Source organism: Cupriavidus sp. KB_39, from assembly GCF_052114485.1.
GTDB lineage: Bacteria > Pseudomonadota > Gammaproteobacteria > Burkholderiales > Burkholderiaceae > Cupriavidus.
Window position 1 is genome coordinate 179943 of record NZ_JBFREV010000004.1, and the last position, 26602, is coordinate 206544.

At 65.7% G+C, this 26602-nt stretch carries 24 protein-coding genes; 6 read left to right on the forward strand and 18 right to left on the reverse strand.

The window, feature by feature from the left end:
* Positions 1–3: 3 nt before the first annotated feature.
* The 14 genes from lepB to AB4Z27_RS04870 all read right to left on the reverse strand — a co-directional run bounded on the left by lepB (position 4) and on the right by AB4Z27_RS04870 (position 14168).
* Positions 4–903, reverse strand: coding sequence for a signal peptidase I (gene lepB / locus AB4Z27_RS04805; protein ID WP_092290018.1), 900 nt, complete (start codon positions 901–903; stop codon positions 4–6).
* Positions 904–974: 71 nt separating this feature from the next.
* Complete coding sequence (gene lepA / locus AB4Z27_RS04810; protein WP_441590530.1) at positions 975–2768, reverse strand: translation elongation factor 4; 1794 nt, start codon at positions 2766–2768, stop codon at positions 975–977.
* Positions 2769–3029: 261 nt separating this feature from the next.
* The gene (locus AB4Z27_RS04815) at positions 3030–4523 is read right to left on the reverse strand and encodes a DegQ family serine endoprotease (protein WP_092290847.1); all 1494 of its coding nucleotides are present in this window, start codon (positions 4521–4523) and stop codon (positions 3030–3032) included.
* A gap of 148 nt (positions 4524–4671) precedes the next feature.
* The gene (locus tag AB4Z27_RS04820) at positions 4672–5751 is read right to left on the reverse strand and encodes a MucB/RseB C-terminal domain-containing protein (protein ID WP_092290849.1); all 1080 of its coding nucleotides are present in this window, start codon (positions 5749–5751) and stop codon (positions 4672–4674) included.
* Positions 5752–5759: 8 nt separating this feature from the next.
* Positions 5760–6389, reverse strand: coding sequence for a sigma-E factor negative regulatory protein (locus AB4Z27_RS04825; RefSeq protein ID WP_092290027.1), 630 nt, complete (start codon positions 6387–6389; stop codon positions 5760–5762).
* A 116-nt stretch (positions 6390–6505) separates the two neighbouring features.
* Positions 6506–7105, reverse strand: coding sequence for an RNA polymerase sigma factor RpoE (gene rpoE / locus AB4Z27_RS04830; RefSeq protein WP_092290028.1), 600 nt, complete (start codon positions 7103–7105; stop codon positions 6506–6508).
* Between the two features lie 183 nt (positions 7106–7288).
* Positions 7289–8521 carry a beta-ketoacyl-ACP synthase II gene (fabF, locus tag AB4Z27_RS04835; protein ID WP_092290029.1) on the reverse strand — a complete coding sequence of 411 codons (1233 nt, stop codon included), beginning with the start codon at positions 8519–8521 and terminating at the stop codon, positions 7289–7291.
* 210 nt (positions 8522–8731) lie between these two features.
* On the reverse strand, positions 8732–8971 hold the full coding sequence (acpP, locus tag AB4Z27_RS04840) for an acyl carrier protein (protein WP_008644813.1): 240 nt from the start codon (positions 8969–8971) through the stop codon (positions 8732–8734).
* Positions 8972–9140: 169 nt separating this feature from the next.
* Positions 9141–9890, reverse strand: a complete 750-nt coding sequence (fabG, locus tag AB4Z27_RS04845; RefSeq protein WP_441643995.1) for a 3-oxoacyl-ACP reductase FabG — start codon at positions 9888–9890, stop codon at positions 9141–9143.
* Between the two features lie 18 nt (positions 9891–9908).
* Positions 9909–10838, reverse strand: a complete 930-nt coding sequence (gene fabD / locus AB4Z27_RS04850) for an ACP S-malonyltransferase (protein ID WP_092290035.1) — start codon at positions 10836–10838, stop codon at positions 9909–9911.
* Positions 10839–10917: 79 nt separating this feature from the next.
* Positions 10918–11898 carry a beta-ketoacyl-ACP synthase III gene (locus tag AB4Z27_RS04855; protein ID WP_092290036.1) on the reverse strand — a complete coding sequence of 327 codons (981 nt, stop codon included), beginning with the start codon at positions 11896–11898 and terminating at the stop codon, positions 10918–10920.
* A 78-nt stretch (positions 11899–11976) separates the two neighbouring features.
* Positions 11977–13056, reverse strand: a complete 1080-nt coding sequence (plsX, locus tag AB4Z27_RS04860; protein ID WP_092290037.1) for a phosphate acyltransferase PlsX — start codon at positions 13054–13056, stop codon at positions 11977–11979.
* A gap of 192 nt (positions 13057–13248) precedes the next feature.
* Positions 13249–13428: a 50S ribosomal protein L32 gene (gene rpmF / locus AB4Z27_RS04865; protein ID WP_008644820.1), complete on the reverse strand. Its 180-nt coding sequence runs from the start codon at positions 13426–13428 to the stop codon at positions 13249–13251.
* Positions 13429–13550: 122 nt separating this feature from the next.
* The gene (locus AB4Z27_RS04870) at positions 13551–14168 is read right to left on the reverse strand and encodes a YceD family protein (protein WP_092290038.1); all 618 of its coding nucleotides are present in this window, start codon (positions 14166–14168) and stop codon (positions 13551–13553) included.
* A gap of 212 nt (positions 14169–14380) precedes the next feature.
* On the opposite strand from AB4Z27_RS04870, the gene AB4Z27_RS04875 reads away from it, so the two are divergent.
* Both AB4Z27_RS04875 and AB4Z27_RS04880 read left to right on the forward strand, forming a co-directional pair.
* Positions 14381–14983: a Maf-like protein gene (locus AB4Z27_RS04875; RefSeq protein WP_092290040.1), complete on the forward strand. Its 603-nt coding sequence runs from the start codon at positions 14381–14383 to the stop codon at positions 14981–14983.
* Between the two features lie 3 nt (positions 14984–14986).
* Entirely contained in the window at positions 14987–15718 is a 732-nt protein-coding gene (locus tag AB4Z27_RS04880) for an SAM-dependent methyltransferase (RefSeq protein ID WP_092290043.1), read from the forward strand.
* A gap of 6 nt (positions 15719–15724) precedes the next feature.
* Here the strand turns inward: AB4Z27_RS04880 and AB4Z27_RS04885 are convergent, their stop codons facing one another.
* The 4 genes from AB4Z27_RS04885 to AB4Z27_RS04900 are packed head-to-tail and all read right to left on the reverse strand — an operon-like array spanning position 15725 to position 19028.
* A complete protein-coding gene (locus AB4Z27_RS04885; RefSeq protein ID WP_092290046.1) occupies positions 15725–16888 on the reverse strand; it encodes a S49 family peptidase in 1164 nt (387 codons plus the stop codon).
* A gap of 42 nt (positions 16889–16930) precedes the next feature.
* Entirely contained in the window at positions 16931–17314 is a 384-nt protein-coding gene (locus AB4Z27_RS04890; protein ID WP_092290048.1) for a Rieske (2Fe-2S) protein, read from the reverse strand.
* Complete coding sequence (locus AB4Z27_RS04895) at positions 17307–17966, reverse strand: HAD-IA family hydrolase (RefSeq protein WP_092290052.1); 660 nt, start codon at positions 17964–17966, stop codon at positions 17307–17309. The genes AB4Z27_RS04890 and AB4Z27_RS04895 overlap by 8 nt, the downstream gene beginning before the upstream one ends.
* A gap of 60 nt (positions 17967–18026) precedes the next feature.
* Complete coding sequence (locus AB4Z27_RS04900) at positions 18027–19028, reverse strand: RluA family pseudouridine synthase (protein WP_092290055.1); 1002 nt, start codon at positions 19026–19028, stop codon at positions 18027–18029.
* 894 nt (positions 19029–19922) lie between these two features.
* On the opposite strand from AB4Z27_RS04900, the gene AB4Z27_RS04905 reads away from it, so the two are divergent.
* The 4 genes from AB4Z27_RS04905 to moeA all read left to right on the forward strand — a co-directional run bounded on the left by AB4Z27_RS04905 (position 19923) and on the right by moeA (position 26557).
* Positions 19923–23153 carry an Rne/Rng family ribonuclease gene (locus AB4Z27_RS04905; protein WP_441643996.1) on the forward strand — a complete coding sequence of 1077 codons (3231 nt, stop codon included), beginning with the start codon at positions 19923–19925 and terminating at the stop codon, positions 23151–23153.
* Between the two features lie 243 nt (positions 23154–23396).
* Complete coding sequence (moaA, locus tag AB4Z27_RS04910; RefSeq protein ID WP_092290059.1) at positions 23397–24521, forward strand: GTP 3',8-cyclase MoaA; 1125 nt, start codon at positions 23397–23399, stop codon at positions 24519–24521.
* A gap of 48 nt (positions 24522–24569) precedes the next feature.
* Positions 24570–25169, forward strand: a complete 600-nt coding sequence (gene mobA, locus AB4Z27_RS04915; protein WP_092290065.1) for a molybdenum cofactor guanylyltransferase MobA — start codon at positions 24570–24572, stop codon at positions 25167–25169.
* A gap of 104 nt (positions 25170–25273) precedes the next feature.
* Positions 25274–26557, forward strand: a complete 1284-nt coding sequence (gene moeA, locus AB4Z27_RS04920; protein WP_092290067.1) for a molybdopterin molybdotransferase MoeA — start codon at positions 25274–25276, stop codon at positions 26555–26557.
* The last annotated feature ends 45 nt before the right edge of the window (positions 26558–26602 follow it).

Sequence of the window (26602 nt, forward strand, 5' to 3'; positions counted from 1 at the left end):
CCGTTACTTGAACGACCCCACGCGCCCAAAATTGCCGAGGTTCATCCAGATCACGAACGCCTTGCCTACGACGTTCTTGTCCGGGACGAAGCCCCAGTAACGTGAATCCAGGCTGTTGTCACGGTTGTCGCCCATGACGAAATAGTGCCCTTCCGGCACTTTACACGTCAGCCCCTGCTGATTGTAAGTGCAGTTCTCGCGGAACGGGAAATCGGGATCCGCGCCCGCCACGAACGCCGGACGGTCGGCATCGTTCAGGATGCCATGCGCCACGCCGCCCGGCAGCGTCTCGGTGAAATGCTTCGAATAGGACAGCCGCTCCTCGTCGAGGTAGTCGGGCAAGGCGCTGTACTCGGCCGGCTTGCCGTTCACGGTCAGCTTCTTGTTCTCGTAGCGCACCATGTCGCCGGGCACCCCTACCACGCGCTTGATGTAGTCGAGCGACTCGTCCTTCGGGTAGCGGAACACCATCACGTCACCGCGCTGCGGCGTGCCAACGTCGAGGACCTTCTTGTTCACCACCGGCAGGCGGATGCCGTAGTCGTACTTGTTGACGAGGATGAAGTCGCCGATCAGCAGCGTCGGGATCATCGAGCCGGACGGGATCTTGAAGGGCTCCACCACGAAGGAACGAAGCACGAACACCGCCAGGATGACCGGGAAGAAGCTCGCCGAGTACTCGAGCCACCACGGCTGGCGCAGCTTTTCCTCGGCCAGCCGGGCGCGCGAGGCGTCCAGCTCGGTGCTACCGTGCACCGCCTGCATGTCGCCGCGGCGCGCGTCGAACTCGGCCAGGGCCAGATGCGCCACGCTACGGCGCTGGCGCTCGAAGACCAGCTTGTCGGCAACCCAGGCAATGCCTGTAATGACCACCAGCACAAAAAGGATCAGTGCAAAATTCATGACGGCTTGGCGTTGATTTTTTAGAAGATCGTCTTGTCACCCAGCCAGCGGACTTGGCGCTGGCCTGCGGCTTACTTGTCGTCCACCTGCAGGATCGCCAGGAAAGCCTCCTGCGGGATCTCCACGGTGCCCACCTGCTTCATGCGCTTCTTGCCCGCCTTCTGCTTCTCCAGCAGCTTCTTCTTCCGCGAGATGTCGCCGCCGTAGCACTTGGCCAGCACGTTCTTGCGCAGCGCCTTCACGTTCTCGCGGGCGATGATGTTCGCCCCGATCGCCGCCTGGATAGCCACGTCGTACATCTGGCGCGGGATGATTTCGCGCATCTTGGCAGCCACCTCGCGCCCGCGATATTGCGAGTTCGAGCGGTGCACGATCACGGACAGCGCGTCGACCTTGTCGCTGTTGATCAGGATGTCCACCTTCACCACGTCCGATGGGCGATATTCCTTGAACTCGTAATCCATCGACGCATAGCCGCGCGACACCGACTTCAGCCGATCGAAGAAGTCCATCACGATCTCGGCCATCGGGATCTCGTAGGTCAGCTGCACCTGCTTGCCGTGGTAGCTCATGTTGATCTGCGAGCCGCGCTTCTGCGTGCAGAGCGTGATCACGGAGCCAACGTAGTCCTGCGGCATGTACAGGTTGACCGTGACGATCGGTTCCAGGATCGCCTCGATCCGACTCGGATCGGGCATCTTGGCCGGATTTTCCACGGTCAGCACCGTGCCGTCGCGCATCTGCACCTGGTAGACCACCGTCGGCGCGGTGGTGATCAGGTCCATGTCGAACTCGCGCTCGAGGCGTTCCTGCACGATTTCCATGTGCAGCAGGCCCAGGAAGCCGCAGCGGAAGCCGAAGCCCAGCGCCTGGGACACTTCCGGCTCGTATTGCAGCGAGGCGTCGTTCAGGCGCAGCTTCTCGAGCGATTCGCGCAACGCCTCGTACTGGTTCGATTCCACCGGATACAGGCCGGCGAACACCTGTGGCTTGACTTCCTTGAAGCCCGGCAGCGGCTCGGTCGCCTTGCGCGCCATGGTGGTAATGGTATCGCCCACCTTGGCCGCCTTCAGTTCCTTGATGCCCGCGATCACGAAGCCYACCTGCCCCGCAGAGAGCGACTCGCGCGGCATCGACTTCGGCGAGAACACGCCCACCTGCTCCACCAGATGCTGCGCGCCCGTGGCCATCAGCAGGACCTTGTCCTTCGGGCGCAGCGTCCCATTGACCACGCGCACCAGCATGACCACGCCGACGTAATTGTCGAACCAGGAGTCGATGATCAGCGCCTGCAGCGGGGCCGCGGGGTCGCCCTTGGGCGGCGGCACCTTGGCAATCATCGCCTCGATCACGTCTTCCACGCCCTGGCCGGTCTTGGCCGAGCACGGCGTGGCGTCGTGGGCGTCAATGCCGATCACGTCCTCGATTTCCTGGATCGCATTGGCGGGGTCCGCCTGCGGCAGGTCGATCTTGTTGAGCACGGGCACCACTTCCACGCCCAGTTCGATGGCCGTGTAGCAGTTGGCCACAGTCTGGGCTTCCACGCCCTGCGAGGCATCCACCACCAGCAGCGCGCCTTCGCAGGCGGACAGCGAGCGGCTGACTTCGTAGCTGAAGTCCACGTGCCCCGGGGTGTCGATCAGGTTGAGGTTGTAGACCTGGCCATCGCGCGCCTTGTAGCTAAGCGCCGCGGTCTGGGCCTTGATGGTGATGCCGCGCTCCTTCTCGATGTCCATCGAGTCGAGCACCTGCGCTTCCATCTCGCGATCGGACAGCCCGCCACACCGTTGAATGATTCGGTCGGCCAGGGTCGATTTCCCATGGTCGATGTGGGCAATGATCGAGAAATTACGAATGTGGTCCATCTAGCGTTCTGGGGAGCGCCGGCGCGCCAGGTGGGACGGGGGCGCGGGAGCATAAATAAGGTGGGGCGCAATGCGTGCGCCAATCCGCGATTTTACCGGATTTTCAAGGACTTCCGGCGCGGTAAATGGTGTCGGAACCGTGATCGGCACTTTCCGTGCAGGCGCCCGAAAATGGCGTATCGCGCACCTGAAAACACATCGCGCCGGACATCGAGTCCGGCGCGATGGGTGGTTCTGGCCAGGGGACTCCCCCGGACCGTCTTACCGCGCCTGACTCGGGCGCAGCGTCAGCACCTGGGTAGCGTCGCCACGGCGCACGAACACGGCCGCCATCTTGTTCTTGTCCAGCGCCTTCACCATGTCGTTGAACTGGCGCGCGTTGGTCACGTCGGCGTCGCCCAGGCGCAGGATGATATCGCCCGGACGGATGCCGGCACGTGCCGCCGGGCCGTCTGCCGCCTCCACTTCCACGCCGGACTTGATCTTCAGCTCCTTGAGCTTGGTCTCGGCTATGTCGGTGACGATCATCCCCAGCGCGTTCGGCTTGGCGGCCGGCGCGGCTTCGTCCGCGCTACCGCCCCGCTTGTCGCCCCGGCGCGCCACGGCACGGGCATTGTCCGGCTCGAGTTCGGTCACCGTCACGGAAACGTCACGCGTCTGCCCCTTGCGCCACACCTGCAGCGGCACACGGGTGCCCGGCTTGGTGTCGCCGACCATGCGCGGCAGGTCCGACGCCTTTTCGATGTCGCGGCCGTTGAACTTCAGGATGATGTCGCCCGCCTCAATGCCAGCCTTCTCGGCCGGTCCGCCCGGCTCCACGCTGCCGACCAGTGCGCCACGCGCACGGCCCAGGCCCAGCGAGTCCGCCACTTCCTTGGTCACATCGCCGATGGCYACGGCGATCCGGCCACGGGTCACCTTGCCGGACGACTTAAGCTGCTCTGACACGCGCATCGCTTCGTCGATCGGAATCGCGAACGAAATGCCCATGTAGCCGCCGCTACGGCTATAGATCTGCGAATTGATGCCGATCACTTCGCCGCGCAGATTGATCAGCGGCCCGCCCGAATTACCGGGGTTCACGGCCACGTCGGTCTGGATGAACGGCAGGTAGTCGCCCGTGTCGCGGCCCTTGGCCGAAACGATACCGGCGGTCACGCTGTTGTCGAGCCCGAACGGCGAGCCGATGGCGAGCACCCACTCACCCGGGCGGATCTTGTCCGAATCGCCAAGCGGCAGCCGCGGCAGGTTGTTCGCTTCCACCTTGATCAGGGCCACGTCGGTGCGGCGGTCGGAGCCGATCAGCTTGGCCTTGAATTCGCGCTTGTCGGGGAGCGTCACATAGATGGTCTCGGCGTCCGCCACCACGTGGGCGTTGGTCATCACGTAGCCATCCTGGCTGATGATGAAGCCGGACCCTACGCCACGGCTCTGTTCCTCGCCCTGCGGCGGCTGGCCACGGCGCGGCGGGGTCGGCCCACCCGGTGCGCCCGGCATCGGCACGCCGAAGAAGCGRCGGAAGAACTCGGCCATCTCGTCGTCTTCGGGCGAATTGCCACCACGCGAGCGGATGCGCTCGGTGGTCCGGATGTTGACGACGGCCGGGCTGGCCTTCTCCACCAGGTCGGTGAAATCGGGCAGGTTGTAGTTCGAGGCAGCCGCCTGGGCATGCCCCACCTGGGCAACAGCCGGACCCAGCACGAGCATGGCAGCCATGACCATGGTTCGCACCAGGGCTGGGGATTTGGAAATCATCGACAACTCCCGGGAGATCAGCGAGAAACGGATGCCTTGCCGGACGTCGGAGCCGATCGACCCCGCAAGGCGGAACTTCAAGCGCTACTGGCCTGCACCAAGCGGCCGGCCCGGGGTTCGCTGCCCCGGCGCCAGCGCGCTCATGCGCTCAGTGTACCGTCTTGGGCGGGCGGTACTCCACGCCGGCGGCGAACTGCCTGACCGTGGCGGCCGGCACCTCGCCCACCACCGTGATCCAGTAGTCAGCCACGCGGCGCACCACGACCTGCGTGGCGCCGAGCGAAGCCACGCCTTCTCGGCGTGCGCGTTGTTCCGATACGGGTTCGATAAAGATCGACAACCCGGTCAGACCGTCGCTGTAGACGATCTGAAGCACCTCGAAGACCTGCCCCGGCTTGCTGCCCTGGGCGGGCGGGCGCAAATCGCCCAGCGGGCGGCGCACTTCGCGGATCTTCTGGAAACCCTTGAGCGGCGAACCGATGATCCACCCCTCGTCGGCCACATTGGCCGGCTGGTAGGTGACTTCGTAGCGGTTCCACGACTGCGAACTCTTGATGGCGGACAGGATGCGTTGCTTGTCCGACGGCACGCCGATATCGACCTGCGAGAACGCCACCTGCTCGAGCACCTTGCCGCCCTCGCCGATGGTCTGGGCGCGCATCAGCAGACCCGAGCCCTTGTCGGCCCACAGGCGCACCGCGTAGCGCGCGGCGTCGTGCGGTTCGAGCGAGAACACCTCGCACTCGACGCCCGCCACGCGCTCGCCGGGCAGCTTGCGCATGTCGTACAGCTCGAGCACATCGCTCTTGTTGGTGGCGAGCAGCGCCGGGAAGCGGTCCTTCGCCTCCTGTTTCTCCACGACCACGAGCTTGGCTTCCGGAATCAGGCTGTGCACGACGTCGTTCTGGCGCAGCACCTCGCGCGGTTTGCCGTCGAGCGTTTCCAGGCGTTCGTACTCGTTGTGGACGAGATCGCTGTAATGCTGGATTCGCGACGCATGCATGACGCTGCCCCGCTGATAGATCAGCGTGCCGACATAATTCTCGCGCTGGGCGGCACGGTGGATCTTGTTGAGCCACGCCGTGGCGTCGCGTCGGTTCAGCGTATTGTCAGACGGCTGCGCCGTTGCGGCGGCAGCGGTCAGACACAAGGCCAGAAAAAAGGACCTGCGCAGGCCCTTCCTTCTGTGTACGCCCGCTACGTCGGCGAGCGACATTCCTTTATGCATGTCCGGCATTATTCCTGCGAATTTTCCTGTGAGAAGTTTGCGCCATTCGCCACTGTGCGCATGGTCGGCACAAAGGCTTCGGTCGCGACCGACGTGCGATGGGCACGCAGGTATTCGTCAAGGCGCGGATCGCGAATCATCTGGGCGCTGTCAGCAGCCACGGTCACGATCGAACCGGCCTTGGCCGGCGTGGCGGATTGCTCGACGCGGGCCACGACGGCATCGGGCGTACCGATATCACCCGGACCACGCATCTGCGGCACCACAACCCAGCTCACGGCCGCCACAGCGGCGGCGATGGCCGTGCCCGGCATCACGCGGCGCACCCACGACGGGCGCACCAGCAGGCGTTGACGGCCAGCGGCAGCCACGGCGGGCACGAGCACATGGGGCTCGGCTTCCAGGCGTGCGGAGAATCGGGAAAGAAACGCATCGGTCGATCCAGCGTGCGTCAGCTCTTCCGAACGCAGCGTGTCACCGATCAGCTGGTAGACGGTCCAGTCCGTCATGCCGGTGTCGCTCTTCGCGAGACCCAGCACGGCGTCCACTTCGTTCGGCGCCAGCTCGCCATCCATCAAAACGGAGATTTGCTCCGATGCTTCCACTACATGAACCGACTGCTTATGAGCCTGACCCATTTCCCACCCCAAGAAATTCCATTGAACACCGATAAATCCCGTACTGCTGCTTGTCGTTTATCGATGCAGGAATTGGCTGCAACGCTGGCTGCACGACATTCTTCAACTTGCTACCTCTACCACCGCTTGCCCTCGGCTGTTCCCAGCAGGGGGCGCAACTTGTCGGCAATCGCCTCGCGGGCGCGGAAGATCCGTGACCGCACGGTGCCGATCGGGCAACCCATGGCTTCGGCGATTTCCTCATAGCTGAGGCCCTCGATTTCGCGCAGGGTGATGGCGGTACGCAATTCCTCCGGCAGCGCCTCCATCGCGCGGTTGACCGTCTCGGCCACCTGACGCGTGTGGAGCATGGACTCCGGCGTATTGATATCCCTTAGTTGCTCGCCGTCTGCAAAAGTTTCAGCCTCTTCGGCGTCAATATCGCTGGACGCCTCCGGGCGGCGGCCCTGCGTGGCCAGGTAGTTCTTGGCGGTGTTGACGGCGATGCGGTACAGCCACGTGTAGAAGGCGGATTCGCCCCGGAACTGGGGAAGCGCGCGGTATGCCTTGATAAAGGCATCCTGCGCCACATCCTCCACTTCAGCGGGATCGCGGACAAGGCGCGAAATGAGCCGGATGATCTTGCGGTGGTATTTGGCCACCAGCAACTCAAAGGCTCGTTTGTCGCCCTGCTGGACGCGTTCAACTAGAAGCTGATCGGCTTCGCGTTCGCTCACGAATGGTTCACCTGCAGTGTATCTCTTGGTTTTGTCGTCACGACAAACGTTGTATTTTACCTACGAATCGGGACCCACCGGGTGTCGCGAAGCGCATTCTGTGACCGCCCGTCCGCATGTTTGGTTCCGCATGCCGAAATGAAGCGGGGCTCGCCGTGGCGAGCCCCGTGATACCCGTCGCGGTCAGACGCGGCGGAAAACAAGCGTACCGTTGGTGCCGCCAAAACCGAAGTTGTTCTTCACGGCCACGTCGATCTTCATCTCACGTGCCGTATTCGCCACGTAGTCAAGATCGCATTCCGGATCCTGATTGAAGATGTTGATCGTCGGCGGCGAAAGCTGGTTGTGGATCGCCAGCACGGTGAAGACCGACTCGAGGCCACCGGCACCGCCCAAAAGGTGACCGGTCATCGACTTCGTCGAATTGACCACCATCTTGTAGGCGTGTTCGCCGAAGGCCAGCTTCACGGCGTCGGACTCGTTCTTGTCGCCCAGCGGCGTGGACGTGCCGTGCGCGTTCAGATACTGCACTTCGTCGGCATTGACGCCGGCGTTCTTCAGCGCGGCCACCATGCAACGGCGCGGGCCGTCGGTGTTCGGGGCGGTCATGTGGAACGCGTCGCCGCTCATGCCGAAGCCGATCAGCTCCGCATAGATCCTGGCGCCACGTGCCTTGGCCGACTCGTACTCCTCGAGCATCATCACGCCGGCACCCTCGCCCAGCACGAAACCGTCGCGGTCCTTGTCCCACGGACGCGAGGCCGTAGCCGGGTCGTCGTTGCGGGTGGACAGCGCGCGGGCCGCGGCAAAGCCGCCAATGCCCAGCGGCGAAACCGTCGACTCCGCACCGCCGGCCAGCATCGCGTCGGCGTCGCCAGCCTGGATCAGGCGGGCGGCCAGGCCGATGCTGTGCAGGCCGGTCGTGCAGGCCGTCACGGCCGCGAGGTTCGGGCCCTTCAGGCCGTGGTAGATCGACAAATGGCCCGAGATCATGTTGATGATCGAGCCCGGAACGAAGAACGGCGAAATCCGGCGCGGGCCGCGATTGGCCAGCTCCATCTGCGTATCTTCGATCATCGGCAGTCCGCCGATGCCGGAGCCAACCAGCACGCCGATGCGCTCGGCGTTTTCCTCGGTCACTTCCAGGCCGCTATCCTTCAGCGCCTGGGTACCCGCCGCGATACCGAAATGGATAAACGTATCCATACGGGGRGCTTCCTTCGCCGGAACATATTCCTCGACGTTGAAACCCTTCACTTCGCCAGCAAAATGCACGGCGAGCGCGGAGTGATCGAATTTGGTAATGGTGGCGATGCCGGACTTGCCGGCAACCAGGTTGGCCCAGCCTTCGGCAACCGTGTTTCCGACCGGAGACACAAGGCCAAGCCCAGTGACGACGACGCGACGACGGCTCACTATGATTTCCTACGAGTGCGTGAAGCGGAATTGGATTGATTCAGGATCTCGCCGATCGGGCCGTTAGTCATTGCATGCGGCGCGCAATACGGTTTGAGATCATTCCGATTCTGCTTCTTCGAACAGACGAAAGCCACAGAAAACAACCGGACAGGACCGTGACGGCCCCACCCTTGTGCCTTCTGTGGCTCGGAATACGAAGACGACGGCTTAGGCCTTGACGTGCGCGGTRGCGTAGTCGATGGCCTGTTGCACGGTCGTGATCTTTTCGGCTTCCTCATCAGGAATTTCCATGCCGAATTCATCTTCCAACGCCATCACGAGTTCAACCGTGTCCAGCGAGTCCGCGCCGAGATCGTTCACGAACGACGATTCGTTCTTGATGTCTGCCTCGGCCACGCCAAGCTGTTCAGCCACGATTTTCTTGACGCGTTGTTCGATATTGTCCATGTAACCCTCCAGGGAAGTTCGACAAAAAGTGGGCGCATTTTAGCAGGTTTGGACCACAAAAAATCCGCCTGCCATCTATTGCAAGAATCGCGCCCGTTCGGTTTGAAAAACAACTGCTTCGCCCGCCATCTTTCGGCTTCTTCGCCGAAATGTACGTCGGGTAATGCAATCAATTCATGTACATGCCGCCGTTCACGTGCAGCGTGGTGCCCGTGATGTAGGCGGCCTGCGGACCGGCCAGGAACGCCACCGCATGCGCGATGTCTTCCGGCTGGCCGAGTCGTCCCAGCGGGATCTGGGTCTTGAGCGCCGTATGCTGCTCGTCCGACAGGACCTTGGTCATGTCGGTGTCGATGAAGCCCGGCGCCACGCARTTCACGGTGACGTTGCGGCTGCCGATCTCGCGCGCCAGCGCSCGGGCCATACCCTCCACGCCGGCCTTGGCCGCCGCGTAGTTCATCTGGCCCGGGTTGCCCGTGGAGCCCACCACMGAGGTGATGTTGATGATGCGGCCGGTACGGGCCTTCATCATCGGGCGCAGCACGGCGCGCGACAGGCGGAACACCGCCGTCAGATTCGTGTCGATGACGCTCGTCCAGTCATCGTCCTTCATGCGCATCGCCAGCTGGTCCTGGGTAATGCCGGCGTTGTTCACCAGCACGGCCAGGCCGCCGTGGGCCTTCACAATCTCTTCGATCACGGCTTCGCAGCGTACGGCGTCGTTCACATTCAACACCACGCCACGGCCCTGCAGGCCCTCGGCCGTCAGGTATTCGCCGATGGCGGCCGCGCCGGACTCGCTCGTGGCGGTGCCGATCACGGTGGCGCCCTGACGCGCCAGTTCCAGGGCGATGGCCCGGCCAATGCCGCGCGACGCACCCGTCACCAGGGCGACCTGATTTTCCAGAGTCTTGCTCATGTTGCGATGCTCCTTGGCTTACTTCAGCAGCGCCAGCGTGTCTTGCAGCGATGCGGGGTCGAAGATCGCGCCGCCGACGAGGTTGCCGTCGATGCGCTTGGTCATGCCGGCCAGCACCTTGCCGGGGCCGCATTCGATCACATGGGTCACGCCTTCGGCGGCCATCTTCTGCACGCACTCTACCCAGCGTACCGGGGCGGCGGCCTGGCGCACCAGGGCGTCCTTGATCTGGGCCGGGTCGTTGGCGATGGCCACGTCCACGTTATTGATGACCGGGATCGACGGCGCCGAGAACGCCAGCCCTGCCATGCGCTCCTTGAGGCGGTCCGAGGCGGGCTTCAGCAGCGACGAATGGAACGGCGCCGAGACTGGCAGCGGCAGCGCGCGCTTGGCGCCCTTGGCCTTGGCAATCTCGCAGGCCTTTTCCACGGCGGCCTTGTGGCCGGCGATCACCACCTGCGAAGGGGCGTTGAAGTTGACGGCCTCGACCACGCCGGCGACGGACGCCTCGGCACAAGCCGCACGCACGTCGTCATCGGACAGGCCGAGAATGGCGGCCATGCCGCCCTGGCCCACCGGCACGGCTTCCTGCATCGCCTGTGCGCGGAAGCGCACCAGCGGCACCGCATCGGCGAACGGGATCACGCCTGCAGCCACCAGCGCCGAGTACTCGCCCAGGCTGTGGCCAGCCACCAGGGCCGGGGCCGGGCCGCCGCCGTCCAGCCAGGCGCGGTACACGGCCACGGCGGCGGTCAGCATCACCGGCTGGGTGTTGGTCGTCAGGTTCAGTTCTTCCGCCGGACCTTCCGCGATCAGGCGGCCGATGTCCTGGCCCAGCGCGGTGGAGGCTTCCTCCAGCGTGGCGCGGACCACCGGGTTGTCGGCGAACGCGTTGAGCATGCCGACCGATTGCGAGCCCTGGCCAGGGAAAACGAATGCGAATTTCATCGGGAATCCAGTCTTAACGATTCAGACGAGCGTGTCGGGGCGCACGCGCCCTCTCAGGCACGCCGCGCCGGACCGCATCTTACATGCGCAGCAGCACCGCGCCCCAGGTGAAGCCGCCGCCAACGCCTTCCAGCATCACGGTCTGGCCCGGGCGGATGCGGCCGTCGCGTACGGCCACGTCGAGTGCCAGCGGGATCGACGCCGCCGACGTATTGCCATGCTCGTGCACCGTGGCGATCATCCGCTCGGCCGGCAGGCCCAGCTTGCGCGCCGTGCCCTGCATGATGCGGATATTGGCCTGGTGCGGCACCAGCCAGTCGATTTCATCCGACTGGATCTCGGCCGCAGCCATGGCCTCGCGCGCCACTTTGTCCAGCACGTTCACGGCCAGCTTGAACACCGCCTGGCCGTCCATGTGCAGGAAGGCATTGCCGGTGATGGCGCCGCCCGAGACATTGCCCGGCACACAGAGGATGTCCACGTGGCTGCCATCGGCATGCATGGCCGACGACAGGATGCCCGGCTCGTCCGAGGCGGTCAGCACCACGGCGCCGGCGCCGTCGCCGAACAGCACGCAGGTCGTGCGGTCGTTGAAATCGAGGATGCGGGAGAACACTTCGGTGCCGATCACCAGCACGTTCTTGTGGGAGCCGCTGCGGATGAACTTGTCCGCCGTGGAGAGCGCGTAGACGAAGCCCGAGCACACGGCCTGCATGTCGAAGGCCGCACAATGGTTCGTAATGCCGAGCTTCTGCTGCACCAGGCAGGCGGTGCTCGGGAACACGAAGTCGGGCGTGGAGGTGGCCACGATGATCAGGTCGATGTCCTGGCGCTCGATGCCGGCCGCCTTGATCGCCTGCTCGGCCGCCTGCACGGCCAGGTCGCTGGCCGTGACGTCCGGCTCGGCCCAGTGCCGCGCCGAAATGCCGCTGCGCGAGACGATCCACTCGTCGCTGGTTTCGATGCCACGCTCGGCCAGCTGTGCTGCCAGCTCTTGATTGGTGACACGCCGCGGGGGCAGGTAGCTCCCGGTACCGATGATTTTTGCGAACTTGGTCATGTCTGTCGGATCGTGATGCTCACCCGGGCCGCCCTTGGACAGCCGCCACGGCCCCCGCCACTCAGGGGGCACGAAGCTTCAGGCGGCATGGGTATCGGGATGTGGGTCCGGTGCGTCGGTCTCCGGGCCGCCGGTCGCGGGCGCCGCGGCGCCGGACTTGTTGGCGAAGACCCTTGCTATACGTTCGATTACGCCGTTTCTGGCCGCATCATACCCGCGTTTGATCGCCCATTCAAAAGAGTGGGCGTCGGCGGAACCGTGACTCTTGATCACCAGCCCGCGCAGGCCCAGCAGCGAGGCGCCGTTGTAGCGCGCAGGGTCCAGCCGGCGCGCCAGGCGCGACAGCACGGGCATGGCCACGGCGGCCAGCAGCTTGGTGAACCAGGAGCGCGTGAACTCTTCCTTGATCATGCCGCCGATCATCTTGGCCAGGCCCTCGGTGCTCTTGAGCGCCACATTGCCGACGAAGCCGTCGCAGACCACGATGTCCGTCGTGCCCTTGAAGATGTCGTTGCCTTCCACGTTGCCGTAGAAATTCAGCTCGGAAGCGCGCAGCAACTCGCCGGCGGCCTTGACCACCTCGTTGCCCTTGATCACTTCCTCGCCGATATTGAGCAGGCCCACCGTGGGGTGATCCTTGTGATCCACCACGGACACCATGGCCTCCGCCATGCGGGCGAACTGGAGCAGGTGCCCCGGCTCGCAGTCGGCGTTGGCGCCCAGGTCGAGCACCGTGGTGCCCCAGCCCTGCTCATTGGGAATGGTAGTAGCGATGGCTGGCCGCTCGATGCCCTCGAGCGTCTTCAGCACATAGCGCGACACGGCCATCAGCGCGCCGGTGTTGCCGGCGGAGATGAGCGCGTCGGCGCGGCCTTCCTTGACCTGCGTGGCCGCCACGCGCATCGAAGAGTCCTTCTTCTTGCGCAGCGCCACTTCCACCGGGTCATCCATCGTGATGACCTCGGTTGCCGCCACCACGGTGACGCGCGGATGATCGGTGGCATGCAGCTTCTTGAGCTGCGCGCCGATGGCGTCGGGCAAGCCGACGAGGATCATCTCGGCGTCATCGTGACGGGAAAGAAAACTGATCGCCGCCGGCACGGTCACGGACACTCCGTGATCGCCGCCCATGCAGTCGATAGCGAGCTTGATCGTCATTGTTTCCAGATACGGAATGCGCACCGGCATCCGCCGCCTCGGTTTGCGGGGACGCAACCAGCCGGACGCGCGGATACGTTGCCGGGTGGGCGCCGAGCGCCCAACAAAAAAGCGGCAACGAGCTTGCCGCTTTCCTGTTTTACACCTGACAACGTGCGCGAGCGAGACACAGGGTCACGCCAGACGACCTGGTCAGTCGTTCTTGGTCTTGATGACCTTGCGGCCACGGTAGTAGCCGTTCGGGCTCACGTGGTGACGCAGGTGGGTCTCGCCCGTGGTCGGCTCAACGGCCAGGGGTGCGACCGACAGATGGTCGTGCGAACGATGCATGCCGCGCTTGGACGGCGACTTCTTGTTCTGTTGAACTGCCATGATGACTCCTTCGAGAATTTTCCGATATTAACACACGCATCCTGCGCGAGGCGTAGCCGGGGCCCGGCCGGATGCTTGACCTGCTACCCGAGGACGGGTGCGCCGGCCGCTCTGTTGCGGCGTCAGTGCTTCGTCTTCAGGCCGGCCAGCGCCGCAAAGGGCGATGGCCGCTTTTCCTCTTCGGGCGGAGCCTCAGGCTCCACCTCACCGTCCGCGCCGGTCACGAGCGACTCGTGCACGGCCGGACAGACCATATGCTTGGGTGCCGACGGCAACGCCAGCAGCACCTCGTCTTCCATCAGTTCCAGCGGCGAAAACTTCTTCGACCCGACGATCACGTCGACGTCGTCGTCATCCATGGGTGCCGAATCCGCCGCTTCTTCGCTGGCCATGACCTCGAAGCGCATCGACGTGTCGATCGGCTCCGGGTAGACCTGCAGGCAGCGCTGGCAATCGAGCCAGACCCGGCCTTGCACGGTCACGTCGACGAACAGCCGCTGCGACACCGCTGCGCCAACTTCCACAGCTTCCTCGCGCATGAAGCCGGTGAGCGTGTAGTGAAACGTCTCGTCCGGTGCCGATGCTGGCGCATCCGCGGCCGTCTCGGCTAAGATGCGCGGCAAATCGCGCGTCGCCACGTCGCCCGCCACGCTGCCACCCTTGCGGCAGAAGGCGAACAGATCGGTTTCGCGCAGATCGAATGCCGCGGCGGACGCCGCTGGCTGGGTCGGCTGACTCATGTACGCTGAATCGCTGGAAAAATGCCTTGTTTGCCACACCTGGGACGATCCACGCCATCGAGGGCGGATACGCCTGCCGCGATGGCTTCCGATCACGGCCGGGCACGAATGTGCCTGTGTGGCTAAACGCGCGATTATAAGCTGAAAAACGGGAGCCGGTCAAAGTATACAACCGACCATTCCCCTCTCCTTCCGACGCTACCTCTATATATATGTCGTCCTCCGCTATCCACCCGCCCCTGATCCTCGGGTCGAGTTCTCCATACCGGCGCGAACTGCTCGCGCGGCTGCGCATTCCGTTCGACGTGGCCGTGCCGGACATCGACGAAACCCCGCTGGCCGGCGAGGCGCCTGAAGCCACGGCCCTGCGCCTCTCGCGCCGCAAGGCCGAGGCGATCGCCGCGCGCCACCCCGGCGCGCTGGTTATCGGCTCGGACCAGGTCTGCACACTCGACGGCGCCCAGATCGGCAAACCCGGCAGCCACGAGAAGGCGCTGGCCCAGCTGCAGCAGATGCGTGGACGAACCGTCACATTTCATTCGGCGCTATGCCTGCTCGACAGCCGCACCGGCGAAGCCCAACTGGCCGATGTGCAGACCCGGGCGACCTTCCGCGACCTGCCCGATGCCGAACTCGACGCCTACCTGCGCCTGGAGACCCCCTACGACTGCGCCGGCAGCGCCAAGGCCGAGGGGCTGGGCATCGCCTTGCTCGCCCGCGTGGAATCGGACGACCCCACCGCGCTGATCGGCCTGCCGCTGATCGCGCTGACCGGCATGCTGCGCGCCGCCGGCTACCCGTTCTTCGGAGCCTGAACGATGGCYGGYACCCTGTTCCTGATYCCCAACACGCTCGGCAAGCGCGACGAATTCGATCCGCTGCCCGATGTCATCCCCGCCGGCGTGCAGCAGATCGCCGCGCGGCTCGACTACCTGGTGGCCGAGAACGCCAAGACGGCGCGCGCCTTTCTGAAGAAGCTGGGCGAAACCAGCCCGCTGGCGCACCCGATCCAACAGATCGAGATCCGCGAACTGAACGTGAATACGCGCGCCGAGGCGCTGGCCGCACTGCTGGACCCGATCGTCGGGGGCCGCGATGGCGGCCTGCTCTCCGAAGCCGGCGTGCCGGCCGTGGCCGACCCCGGCGCGGACCTCGTCCGGCTGGCCCACGCGCGCGGCGTGACGGTGCGGCCGCTGGTGGGGCCGAGTTCGATCCTGCTGGCGGTGATGGGCTCCGGGCTGAACGGCCAGAGCTTCGCGTTCAACGGCTACCTGCCCGTGGACGCCGACGAGCGCGCGCGCAAGCTGCGGGAACTGGAAGCGCATTCGCGCAAGGCGCGCCAGACGCAGGTCTTTATCGAGACCCCGTACCGCAACGCCGCGTTGCTGGAAGCGCTGCGCCAGCATTGCGCCGGCACCACGATGGTATCGGTGGCCGTCGATCTGACGCTGCCCACCGAAACCATCGTCACGCTGCCGCTGTCGGCCTGGCGGCCGGAGCGGGTTGCCCTGCAAAAGCGGCCGGCGATCTTCTCGCTGCTGGCCGCCTAGTCATGCTTACCGGAGCGACTGCGCGCCGGTCGACATCATCATGGTCTTCATCGCCGCGCTGCCCATGGCCGCGCCGAACCGCTTGGCCACGCGCTCGGCGATGTTTTCCTTGACCGTGTAGTCGACGATATCCTCGGCCTTGAACAGGTCACGCGCCACGTAGTCGGTGCTGCCCACGCCATCGGCCAGACCCAGCGCCACGGCGCGCTCGCCGGACCAGAACAGGCCCGAGAACAGGTCCGGATCGTCCTTCAGCCGGTCGCCGCGGCCTTCCTTCACCACGTCGATGAACTGCTGGTGGATCTCCTTGAGCATGGTCTCGGCATAGACCTTCTGGCGCGGCACCTGCGGCGAGAAGGGGTCGAGCATGCCCTTGTTGGCGCCCGCGGTGTACAGCCGGCGCTCCACGCCGAGCTTCTCCATCAGGCCGGTGAAGCCGAAGCCATCCATCAGCACGCCAATCGAGCCGACGATGCTGGCCTTGTCGACATAGATCTTGTCAGCCGCCGCCGCCACGTAGTAACCGCCCGAGGCGCAGATTTCCTCCACCACCACGTAGAACGGCTTGCCCGGATACACGGTGCGCAGGCGCTTGATCTCGTCGTTGATGATGCCCGCCTGCACCGGCGAGCCGCCCGGCGAGTTGATCTTGAGGATCACGCCGGCCGCATTCGTATCGGCGAAGGCGGCCTGCAGCGAGGCATTGATCGATTCCGCGCCGGCCGGCGTGCCCGCCGCGATCTCGCCTTCCAGCGACACCATCGCGGTATGGCGCCCCGTGGTGCTGGCGATACCATCGCCCTTGAAGTCGATCACCGCGTACAGGATCAGCGCCAGGATGCCCAGCCCGACCAGCCGGAAGAAGATCTTCCAGCGCCGCGCCGCGCGCTGCTCGCGCAGCGTGGCCATCAGCACCTTCTCCAGCACGTCGCGCTCCCAGCCGCCGGTGGCGCTGCCAGCGCCCACCGGGGCGGCAGTGCCCTGCCCGCTCAGCCGCGCGCGGCGCTCGTCGGCCTCGCGCCGCGCCGCGTCGTCCCCAGCGCGCAGCTCGTGCTCGAGTGGAAAATCGGCCTGCCGGGCCGTTTCCAGGCGCTGGCTATCGTCGGCCTGTTGTTCGTGTTCGTCTTGCGTTTGACCCGGTTCGACCGGCGGTTTTTGCTGTTCTGTCATGCGATGGACTCGATAAAGTCAGACGGCGGCYCGGCGGATCATTCAGGTGGCGTCGGGCGGGTAAAAAGGCGGTTCGGGGAGCCAGTAGACAGCACCCTCACGTTCCTCGGTCCGGAGCTTGGCCAGCGCGGCGCCCCGGCAAGGGCCGCCCACGCAAAGGCCGGTGTCTGGCGCATAAACCGCGCCATGTGTCGCGCACATCAAGTATAGGCCCGCGCTATCGAAAAACTGCCCCTCCTGCCAGTCCAGTTCCATCGGCACGTGCGCGCACTGGTTTAGGTAGGCATGCGCAACGCCGTCGAAACGGACCACGAACGCGCCGATCTCGCGCGCTTCCACGCGCACCGAGAACCGCACGCCGGCGCCGCCATCGACGAGTTCGTCGCTGGCGCACAGGCGGTGCGGCGGCAGGCTGGCCTCAGGCATGCGTGAGCAGCCATTCCTGGAGATCGGCGATCGACGTGGCGCAGTGCACCGGCGCCATCGCGCGCAGCGAATCGGCCGGATGCGCGCCGTAGCAGACGCCCAGCCCGTGCGCGCCGGCGTTGACCGCCATCTGCAGGTCATGGGTGGTATCGCCCACCATGACCGTGCGCGCCACGTCCTGGCCCAGCTCTCGCGTCAGTTCCTGCAGCATGGCCGGGTGCGGCTTGGAGAACGTCTCGTCGGCGCAACGCGTGCCATCGAACAGCTTGCCGAGGCCGGTGGCCGCCAGCGCCCGCTCCAGGCCCACGCGCGTCTTGCCCGTGGCCACGCCGAGGAAGTAGTGCTCGCCATGCAGGGCCTCGAGCATCTCGCGCACGCCATCGAACAGCACGAGGTCCGCATCGCGCGTGAGGAAGTGGTAGCGGTAGCGCTCGGCCAGGCGCGGATAGTCGGCCGGGTCGAGCGTGGGCACGGCATAGGACAGCGCGTCCTTCAGCCCAAGCCCGATCACGTGGCTCGCAGCGCTGTCATCCGGCACGGGCAGGCCCAGGTCGCGGCTGGCCAACTGGATGCATTTGGCGATGGTCGGGGTGGAATCCATGAGGGTTCCATCCCAGTCGAAGACGATCAGGTCGAAGCGCTGCCTGGCCATTGAGGTCCTTGGTCGATGCGGAAAGTGGTGTGGCGGCTGCAGAGGCGGCGATGCGACGCGTCAGTCCGCAGCGCGGTGTTGACGCAATTGTTGCAGAAAATCAACACACTCGGCGGGTAAYGGCGCCGAAACGGTCAGCGGCTCGCCCGTGGACGGGTGCGCCAGCGTCATTCGGTGCGCGTGCAGGAACATCCGCTTGATGCCAGGCTTGGCATTGCTGCGCGAAAGTGCCTTATTAAGCGCAAAATCRCCGTACTTCTCATCGCCGACGATCGGGAAGCCGGACGCCTGCAAGTGCACGCGGATCTGGTGCGTGCGGCCGGTCTTCAGTTCGGCCTCGAGCAGGGTGTAGCCCGGGAAGGCCTCCACCTTGTTGAAGATGGTGTGCGCGGTCAGCCCATCGGCCTGCACGCGCACGCGCCGCTCGCCGTCGGGCGTGCTGTATTTATATAGCGAGAGCTTGACGTGCTGCCGCGTGTTCTGGAATTCGCCGGCCACGCACGCGAAGTAGCGCTTGTCCATGCCCGTGCCGCGCATCTGCTCGTGCAGGTGCACCAGCGCCGAACGCTTCTTGGCCAGGATCAGGATGCCGGACGTCTCGCGGTCCAGCCGGTGCACCAGTTCCAGGAACTTCGCCTCAGGCCGCGCGCGGCGCAATTGCTCGATCACCCCGAAGGCCACGCCCGAGCCGCCATGGACGGCCACGCCGGCCGGCTTGTCGATAATCAGCAGCCAGGCGTCCTCGAACAGGATCGGGAATTCCGACGAAGGCACGAAAGCATCGGCATCCTGTGCCTTTTCCGCCACCCGCATGGGCGGGATCCGGATCACATCACCCAGCTTCAGCCGGTAAGTGGCGTCGATCCGGCCCTTGTTCACGCGTACCTCGCCCGAGCGCAATACCCGGTAGATATGGCTCTTGGGCACACCCTTGGAGACCTTCAGCAGGAAGTTGTCGATGCGCTGGCCCTCGGCACTTTCGTCCACCGTGACGTACACCACCTGGAGCGCGCCGGGCGCGACGCGCGGCTCCTTTTCAATTTGATGGCGTAACTCATTCATTTTCAATATAATTTCCCGGCTGTTCCGGCCAAAGACCGGCAGCGCACGACCTGTGTAAGCGATTCTGTGAGCAATATAGGCGCGGGCCCACGTTGGGCTGGCGGGTGGCGAGMCCGATGGGGATTGCCACCAATATCCGCGCAGGATCACGCATTTTACACTTCGGGTTGCCATCAACCCGGCCCGTCTCCCGCATTTTGCGTACCCCGCAGGCGCCAGATGGGCAAATGGTGGAAATCAGCAGCACGCACGCGCCGCGCCGGCGCGCAGGAAGTTGCCCAGAGGCAGCTTCGGCGAGAAACGGCGGGCACGTGGAAACAGAGTGATCCAGGTAGAACAGAATTCAATGTGGATGCCCGACAGGCATCCACATCGGTGAGAGAAGACCGCCCGCACCGGGAACTCGGTGCCGGCCGGCAGGCGAGCCTGCCAACCGACCTGCAATATCGGCTAGTCGTATTACCGGCGCCCGGTCGCAGAACTCCAAGAAGCAGCGGCGCGCCCGCCAGGAGACAGGTCAGGTTGACATTCGGCCCCGCTTGCCGCGTCCGGAAAACTTGCTCTTTGACGCGTCTTGGCCATTCCCGGCCGGCCGCGATGCCGCGAAGCCAGTGCCGTTTGCATTGTGCGTTGCCGCATCGCCCCCGGCCATTCCGGGCATCCGCCGCAAGTCGCTGTATCAGGAGCAGTGCCATGGCGCTCTCCCCGACCCAGCGGACGCCTGCCTAGACGTCGACAGCCTCTCTCTTTCACCCGCGCCCCGCCCGGCCGCGTCGTATTGCGCGCCGGCGACTCCGGCAATTCTCCCGCCCCCGCTCTATTTCCTCGCGTGCTCCATGGATCGTCGCGGACACCTTTCGTGTGACTTCCGCGACACTGGAATGAGGTATTGCGATGAAACGCATGCTGTTCAACGCGACGCAACAGGAAGAATTGCGCGTCGCGATCGTCGATGGTCAGAAACTGATCGATATCGACATCGAAACCGCCGGGCGCGAGCAGCGCAAGGGCAACATCTACAAGGGCGTCATCACCCGCATCGAGCCCTCGCTGGAAGCCTGCTTCGTCAACTACGGCGAAGAGCGCCACGGCTTCCTGCCGTTCAAGGAAGTGGCCCGCGCGTTCTTCAAGGACGGCGTGGACGTGCGCAACGCGCGCATCCAGGACGCCCTGCACGAAGGCCAGGAACTGATCGTCCAGGTCGAGAAGGAAGAGCGCGGCAACAAGGGCGCCGCCCTGACCACCTTTATCTCGCTGGCCGGCCGCTACCTGGTGCTGATGCCGAACAACCCGCGTGGCGGTGGCGTATCGCGCCGCATCGAGGGCGAGGACCGCCAGGAACTGCGCGAGACGATGGGCCAGCTGACCGTACCGGACGGCATGAGCATCATCGCCCGCACCGCCGGCATCGGCCGCGCGGCCGAGGAACTGCAGTGGGACCTGAACTACCTGCTGCAGCTGTGGAAGGCCATCGACGGCGCCGCCGGCGACAACAAGGCCCCGCTGCTGATCTATCTGGAATCGAGCCTGGTCATCCGCGCCATTCGCGACTATTTCCAGCCCGATATCGGCGAGATCCTGATCGATACCGACGAGATCTATGAACAGGCACGCGCTTTCATGAGCGTGGTCATGCCTGACAACATGAACCGCGTGAAGAAGTACCGGGACGACGTGCCCCTGTTCTCGCGGTTCCAGATCGAACACCAGATCGAGTCTGCCTATTCCCGCATGGTGATGCTGCCGTCCGGCGGCGCCATCGTGATCGACCATACCGAAGCCCTGGTTTCCGTTGACGTGAACTCGGCCCGCGCCACCAAGGGCGCGGACATCGAGGAAACGGCGCTGCGCACGAACGTGGAAGCGGCCGACGAGATCGCCCGCCAGCTGCGCCTGCGCGACCTGGGCGGCCTGATCGTGATCGACTTCATCGACATGGAGTCCAGCAAGGCCCAGAAGGACGTGGAAACGCGCCTGAAGGACGCCCTGCGCCACGACCGCGCCCGCGTGCAGATGGGCAAGATCAGCCGCTTCGGCCTGATGGAACTGTCGCGCCAGCGCCTGCGTCCTTCGCTGTCGGAAGGCTCGCACATCACCTGCCCGCGTTGCAATGGAACAGGTCACATCCGCGATACCGAATCGTCCGCCCTGCAGGTGCTGCGCATCATCCAGGAAGAGGCGATGAAGGAAAACACGGCCGCCATCCACTGCCAGGTGCCGGTGGAAGTGGCCGCTTTCCTGTTGAACGAAAAGCGTCAGGAAATCAACCTGATCGAGCTGCGCTTCAAGGTGAACGTGCTGTTGATCCCGAACAAGCACCTGGAGACGCCGCACTACAAGCTGGAGCGCCTGCGCCACGACGATCCGCGCCTGGAGGAATCCACGGCCAGCTATCGCATGGCCGAGGCCGCCGCCAAGGAACTCGAGGCGGACACGAGCTACAGCAGCCGCAAGAAGGAAGATGCRCGTCCGCGCCAGGAAGCCGCAGTCAAGGGCATTACGCCCGACGCGCCGGCCCCGGTGTCGGTGCCCCGCCCCGAGCGCGCTCCGCGCCCGGAAGCCGCTGCGGCAAGGCCGGTACCGGCCACGCAGCCCGTGGCAGCCGGCGGTTTCATCGCCTGGCTGAAGGGTCTGTTCGGCGCACGTCCGGCCGCCGCCCCGGTGGCCGAGCCGGCCAAGCCGGCCGCTGACGCCCAGACACGCGGCGACGGTCGTCGCGAACGCGGCCAGCGTGGCGAAGGTCGCGGCGAAGGCCGTGGCCAAGGTCGTGGCGAACGCGGTGAACGTGGCGAACGCGGTGATCGCGAACAACGTGGTGAACGCGGCGAGCGTGGTGAACGCCAGGGCCGTGGCCAACGCGGTGAACGTGGCGAGCGCGGTGAACAACGTGGCGCCGAGCGTGGTGAGCGCGCGGAACGCGGGGATCGTGCAGAACGTGGCGAGCGGACTGAGCGTGGTGAACGCACCGAGCGCACCGAGCGCACCGAACGTGGTGAGCGTCCGGCACGCGCCCCGCGCGACGGCCAGCAGGCCACGCCGGCCATCGCCCGTCAGCCCGAAGGTGGCGAAGCCCGCCAGGAAGGCAACCGCCGCGAGCGCAACCAGGAACGCCGCGAGCGTCAACGCGAACGTCAACGTGAGCGTGGCGATACCCGCGAGACCGAGGAAGCCCTGAACGCCGAAGGCGCGCCGCAGACCGCATTCGAAGCGGCGCAAGCCGCTCCGGCCGTGGCCGTGGTGGCAGCCGCCGCCGCGACGGAACTGCCGGAAGGCGTGGAAGCCGTGGCGACGGAAGGTGCTGAGGGCGAAGAACGCCGCCGCCGTAACCGTCGTGGCCGTAACCGCTATCGCCGCGAGCGCGAAGATGGTGTGCAAGGCGCCGATGGCGAAAACGGCGAGAATGGCGACGCCAACGACACGTCCAACCTGGCCGAAGTGGCCGCAGGCGTGACCGAGACGGAATTCGCCCCGGTGGCCGCCCAGGCTGCACCGCAAGTCGTGGCCCAGCCGGAACCGGTTGCCGTGGCCCAAGTGGCTGAAGTCCCCCGCGTGGCCCACGTGGCGGAAGTCGCCGAAGTCACCGAAGCCGTGGAAACGCGTGAGACGGTGGAAACCGTGGCCCGTGTGGAACCGGCCGCCTACGCCCAACCGAGCCAACCGGCCCAGCCCGTGAGCCCGGCCCCGGTGGCCGAACCGGTGTTCGCACCGGTCAGCGCCCCCGAAGCCGCGCCGGTCGTGACGCCCGCACCGGTCTACACCGCCCCGGCGGTGGAAGCCCCGGCACCGGCGCCGGTCGAAGCTGCGCCGGTCGTGGCAGCCCCGATCGTGGCCGCCCCGGTTGCCGAGCCGGTCATCGCGACGSCTGCCGTCGCGCCGACCCCGGTGGCAGCACCGGCCGCCGCCCCGCTGCGTGCCGATGCCCTCGAGCCGATGCTGGCTTCGGCCGGCCTCCAGTGGGTGCACACGGACACCGCCAAGCTGCAATCCGCCCAGGCCGCCGCCGCCAMCGTGGCACCGGCCCCGCGTGTGCAACGCGAGCGCAAGCCGCTGCCCCCGCTGCCGGAAGGTCCGATGGTCATGGTCGAAACTGACGCTCAGCGCGACCAGCAGCAGCAACAGCAGTAAGGTCGGCCAGCGCAAGCTGGCAGCCCAAAAGGGAAAAGGGACGGCCGAAGCCGTCCCTTTTTTCATGGGGCGCCACATATGATGCGGGCATCACACCGCTGTACTGGCGCCGCCACCGCCCCACTGTGCCCCTGCGAAGTGCACGGTCGCCGCCGGCGCGTCAGCCACCTCGGCTAGAATGGCAGACAGAACCGCCCCGGATGCACACATCGCGCCGGAGAGCGGCGTCGCCACCCCCAGGCCATGACCGACACCGTCATTCCCATCCTCGACCTGCGCGACCATCGCTATCGCTCGATGGTGCCAAGCATTCCGTCCCGCCTCGACACACCCTCGGGCCTCGTGGCGGACACCCGCGGCCGGCCGCTGCACGATCTGCGTATCTCGGTGACGGACCGCTGCAACTTCCGCTGCGTGTATTGCATGCCCAAGGAGGTGTTCGACAAGGACTACACCTTCCTGCCGCATTCCGAGTTGCTGAGTTTCGAGGAGATCGAACGCACCGCGCGCCTGTTCGTGTCGCAGGGCGTGGAAAAGATCCGGCTGACCGGCGGCGAGCCGCTGCTGCGCAAGAACATCGAAAAACTCGTGGAAATGCTGGCGCGCATCGAGACCGTCTCGGGCAAGCCGCTGGACCTGACGCTGACCACCAATGCGTCGCTGCTGGGGCGCAAGGCGCAGTCGTTGCGCGATGCCGGCCTGTCGCGCGTGAGCGTGAGCCTGGACGCCATCGACGACGCCACGTTCCGCAAGATGAACGACGTTGACTTCGCGGTGCGCGACGTTCTGGACGGCATCGAGACCGCCCAAGCCGTCGGCCTGGCGCCGATAAAGGTCAACATGGTGGTCAAGCGCGGCACCAACGACGCCGAAATCGTGCCGATGGCCCGCCATTTCCGTGGCAGCGGCATCATCGTCCGCTACATCGAATTCATGGACGTTGGCGCCAGCAACCACTGGCAAATGGACGAAGTATTACCCTCCGCCGACGTGGTGCGGCGGATTGACGAAGTATTTCCGCTCGAGGTGATTCCCGCCAACTACTCGGGCGAGACGGCCGAGCGCTGGCGGTATCGCGACGGCGCCGGCGAAATCGGCGTGATCTCTAGCGTGACGCACGCGTTCTGTGGCGATTGCAGCCGCATCCGGCTGTCCACCGAGGGCCGCCTGTACCTGTGCCTGTTCGCCACCGAGGGCTACGACCTGCGCGCGCTGCTGCGCGGCGGCCATAGCGACCTGGAAATCGCCAATGCCATCGCCCAGGTCTGGCAAGGCCGCACCGACAACTATTCCGAGCAGCGGGGCGATCCGGCCGTGCGCCTGGCGCGCGCCGAACGCAAGATCGAGATGTCCTACATTGGCGGCTGACCCGGGCCATCCCGGCCCCCGGCGCCGCCTCACAACTTTCCGAAAGTCATGATCGCACGCGAAGACATCACGGGCCTGATCCTGGCCGGCGGCCGGGGTAGCCGCATGGGTGGCACCGACAAAGGCCTCCAACCGCTGCGCGGCGTGCCGATGGCGATGCACACGCTGATGCGCCTGACACCGCAGACCGGCGCGATGCTGATCAACGCCAATCGCAACCTCGCCGCCTACGAGTCGTTCGGGGTGCCCGTGGTCACCGACTCCGTGCCCGATTTCGCGGGCCCGCTGGCCGGCATGATGGCCGGGCTCGAGCAGTGCAGCACCGGCTGGCTCGTCACGGCGCCGTGCGATACGCCGTTCCTGCCCACCGACCTCGTCGAGCGGCTGGCGCAGGCGATCGAGGCCGAAGGTGCCGAGATGGCGATTCCGGTCACGGTGGATGCCGACGGGCACCGGCAAACCCAGCCGGTGTTCTGCCTGATGCCGGTCACTGCGCTCGATAGCCTGATCGCCTACATCAATGGCGGCGGGCGCAAGATCGAAACCTGGGCGGCCAGCCACCGGCTCGCGGAGGTGCCGTTCGCCGACGCCGACGCGTTCGCCAACATCAATACGCTGGACGAACTACGCACACACGAGGCCCGCTGAGCGCATCGCRCGGGTTAGACTCGGGCATCCGCCCTTAMCCGCGTTTTCMCCCGCGTTYTCCGCCATTTTTCGCTGTTTTCGCTTCTTTTCRCCGCAGACTGCTCATGCCATCCCTGCAATCCGTCATCTCCTGCCTTTCTGACTACGACCCGACCGCCCTGCCCGTGGCCCAGGCCAACGCGATCATCGGCCAGGTGATCGAGCCGGTGCGCGGCACCGAGCAACTGGCGATTCGCACCGCGCTCGACCGCGTGCTGGCCGAGGACGTGATCTCCTCCATCGACGTGCCCGCTCACGACAACTCGGCGATGGACGGATACGCCTTCCAGAGCGCTGCGCTGGCAGCCGGCGGCGACGTGGTCCTGGAAGTCATCGGCACGGCCTACGCCGGCAATGCGCTCGACGCGGCGCCCACGGCGGGCCAGGCGGTGCGCATCATGACCGGCGCGATCATGCCCGATGGCTGCGACACTGTGGTGCCGCAGGAATTCGTGGATGTGCAGGCRGGCGGCAACCAGATCCGTTTTGCGGCCGATGCCGTGCGCCCCGGTGACAACCGCCGGCTGCGCGGCGAAGACCTGGCCCGCGGTCAGGCGGCACTGGCCGCCGGCCGCATTCTCCAACCGGCGGACCTCGGCCTGCTGGCATCGCTCGGCGTGGCCGAAATCAAGGTCCGGCGCCGGCTGCGCGTGGCGTTTTTCTCCACCGGCGACGAACTGCGCTCGATTGGCGAGCCACTCGGCCCCGGCTGCGTCTACGACTCCAACCGCTACACGCTGCACGGCATGCTGCGGCGGCTCAATGTCGAGTTGATCGACATGGGCGTGGTCCGCGACGACCCCGCCGCGCTCGAAGCCGCATTCCGCAGTGCCTGCGAAAACGCCGATGCGGTGATCACGTCTGGCGGCGTGTCCGTGGGCGAAGCCGACTACACCAAGCAGATCATGGCGCGGCTGGGCGATGTCACTTTCTGGAAGATCGCCATGCGTCCGGGCCGCCCGATGGCATTCGGACGCATTGCATCGAACGGTCGGGAGGCCCTGCTCTTCGGCCTGCCCGGCAACCCCGTGGCCGTGATGGTCACCTTCTACCACTTCGTGCGCGGCGCGTTGCACCGACAGATGGGCGCCAACGTGCCGCCGCTGCCGCTGATGCGCGTGCGCAGCGCGGCAGCCATCCGCAAGAAGCCCGGCCGCACGGAATACCAGCGCGGCATCCTGGCGCCGGCGGCCGATGGCGGCTGGGAAGTCCGTATCACCGGCCAGCAAGGCTCGGGCGTGCTGCGGTCGATGAGCGAGGCCAACTGCTTCATCGTGCTGGGCCACGAGCAGGACGCCGTCGCGGCTGGCGATCTGGTCGAGGTGATGCTGTTCGACGGGCTGATGTAATTCGTTGCAATCCGCCATGCGGAACACCCAAGGCATAGGTGCGCC

Excerpts from the sequence above, each read along its gene's own strand:
- AB4Z27_RS04855 (WP_092290036.1), bottom strand. The coding sequence starts at position 11,898 with ATGACCAAGTTCGCAAAAATCATCGGTACCGGGAGCTACCTGCCCCCG.
- AB4Z27_RS04820 (WP_092290849.1), bottom strand. The coding sequence starts at position 5,751 with ATGCATAAAGGAATGTCGCTCGCCGACGTAGCGGGCGTACACAGAAGG.
- mobA (WP_092290065.1), top strand. The coding sequence starts at position 24,570 with ATGATCGCACGCGAAGACATCACGGGCCTGATCCTGGCCGGCGGCCGG.
- plsX (WP_092290037.1), bottom strand. The coding sequence starts at position 13,056 with ATGACGATCAAGCTCGCTATCGACTGCATGGGCGGCGATCACGGAGTG.
- AB4Z27_RS04890 (WP_092290048.1), bottom strand. The coding sequence starts at position 17,314 with ATGCCTGAGGCCAGCCTGCCGCCGCACCGCCTGTGCGCCAGCGACGAA.
- AB4Z27_RS04895 (WP_092290052.1), bottom strand. The coding sequence starts at position 17,966 with ATGGCCAGGCAGCGCTTCGACCTGATCGTCTTCGACTGGGATGGAACC.
- moaA (WP_092290059.1), top strand. The coding sequence starts at position 23,397 with ATGACCGACACCGTCATTCCCATCCTCGACCTGCGCGACCATCGCTAT.
- AB4Z27_RS04870 (WP_092290038.1), bottom strand. The coding sequence starts at position 14,168 with ATGAGTCAGCCGACCCAGCCAGCGGCGTCCGCCGCGGCATTCGATCTG.
- AB4Z27_RS04875 (WP_092290040.1), top strand. The coding sequence starts at position 14,381 with ATGTCGTCCTCCGCTATCCACCCGCCCCTGATCCTCGGGTCGAGTTCT.
- lepB (WP_092290018.1), bottom strand. The coding sequence starts at position 903 with ATGAATTTTGCACTGATCCTTTTTGTGCTGGTGGTCATTACAGGCATT.
- fabD (WP_092290035.1), bottom strand. The coding sequence starts at position 10,838 with ATGAAATTCGCATTCGTTTTCCCTGGCCAGGGCTCGCAATCGGTCGGC.
- AB4Z27_RS04885 (WP_092290046.1), bottom strand. The coding sequence starts at position 16,888 with ATGACAGAACAGCAAAAACCGCCGGTCGAACCGGGTCAAACGCAAGAC.
- AB4Z27_RS04825 (WP_092290027.1), bottom strand. The coding sequence starts at position 6,389 with ATGGGTCAGGCTCATAAGCAGTCGGTTCATGTAGTGGAAGCATCGGAG.
- rpmF (WP_008644820.1), bottom strand. The coding sequence starts at position 13,428 with ATGGCAGTTCAACAGAACAAGAAGTCGCCGTCCAAGCGCGGCATGCAT.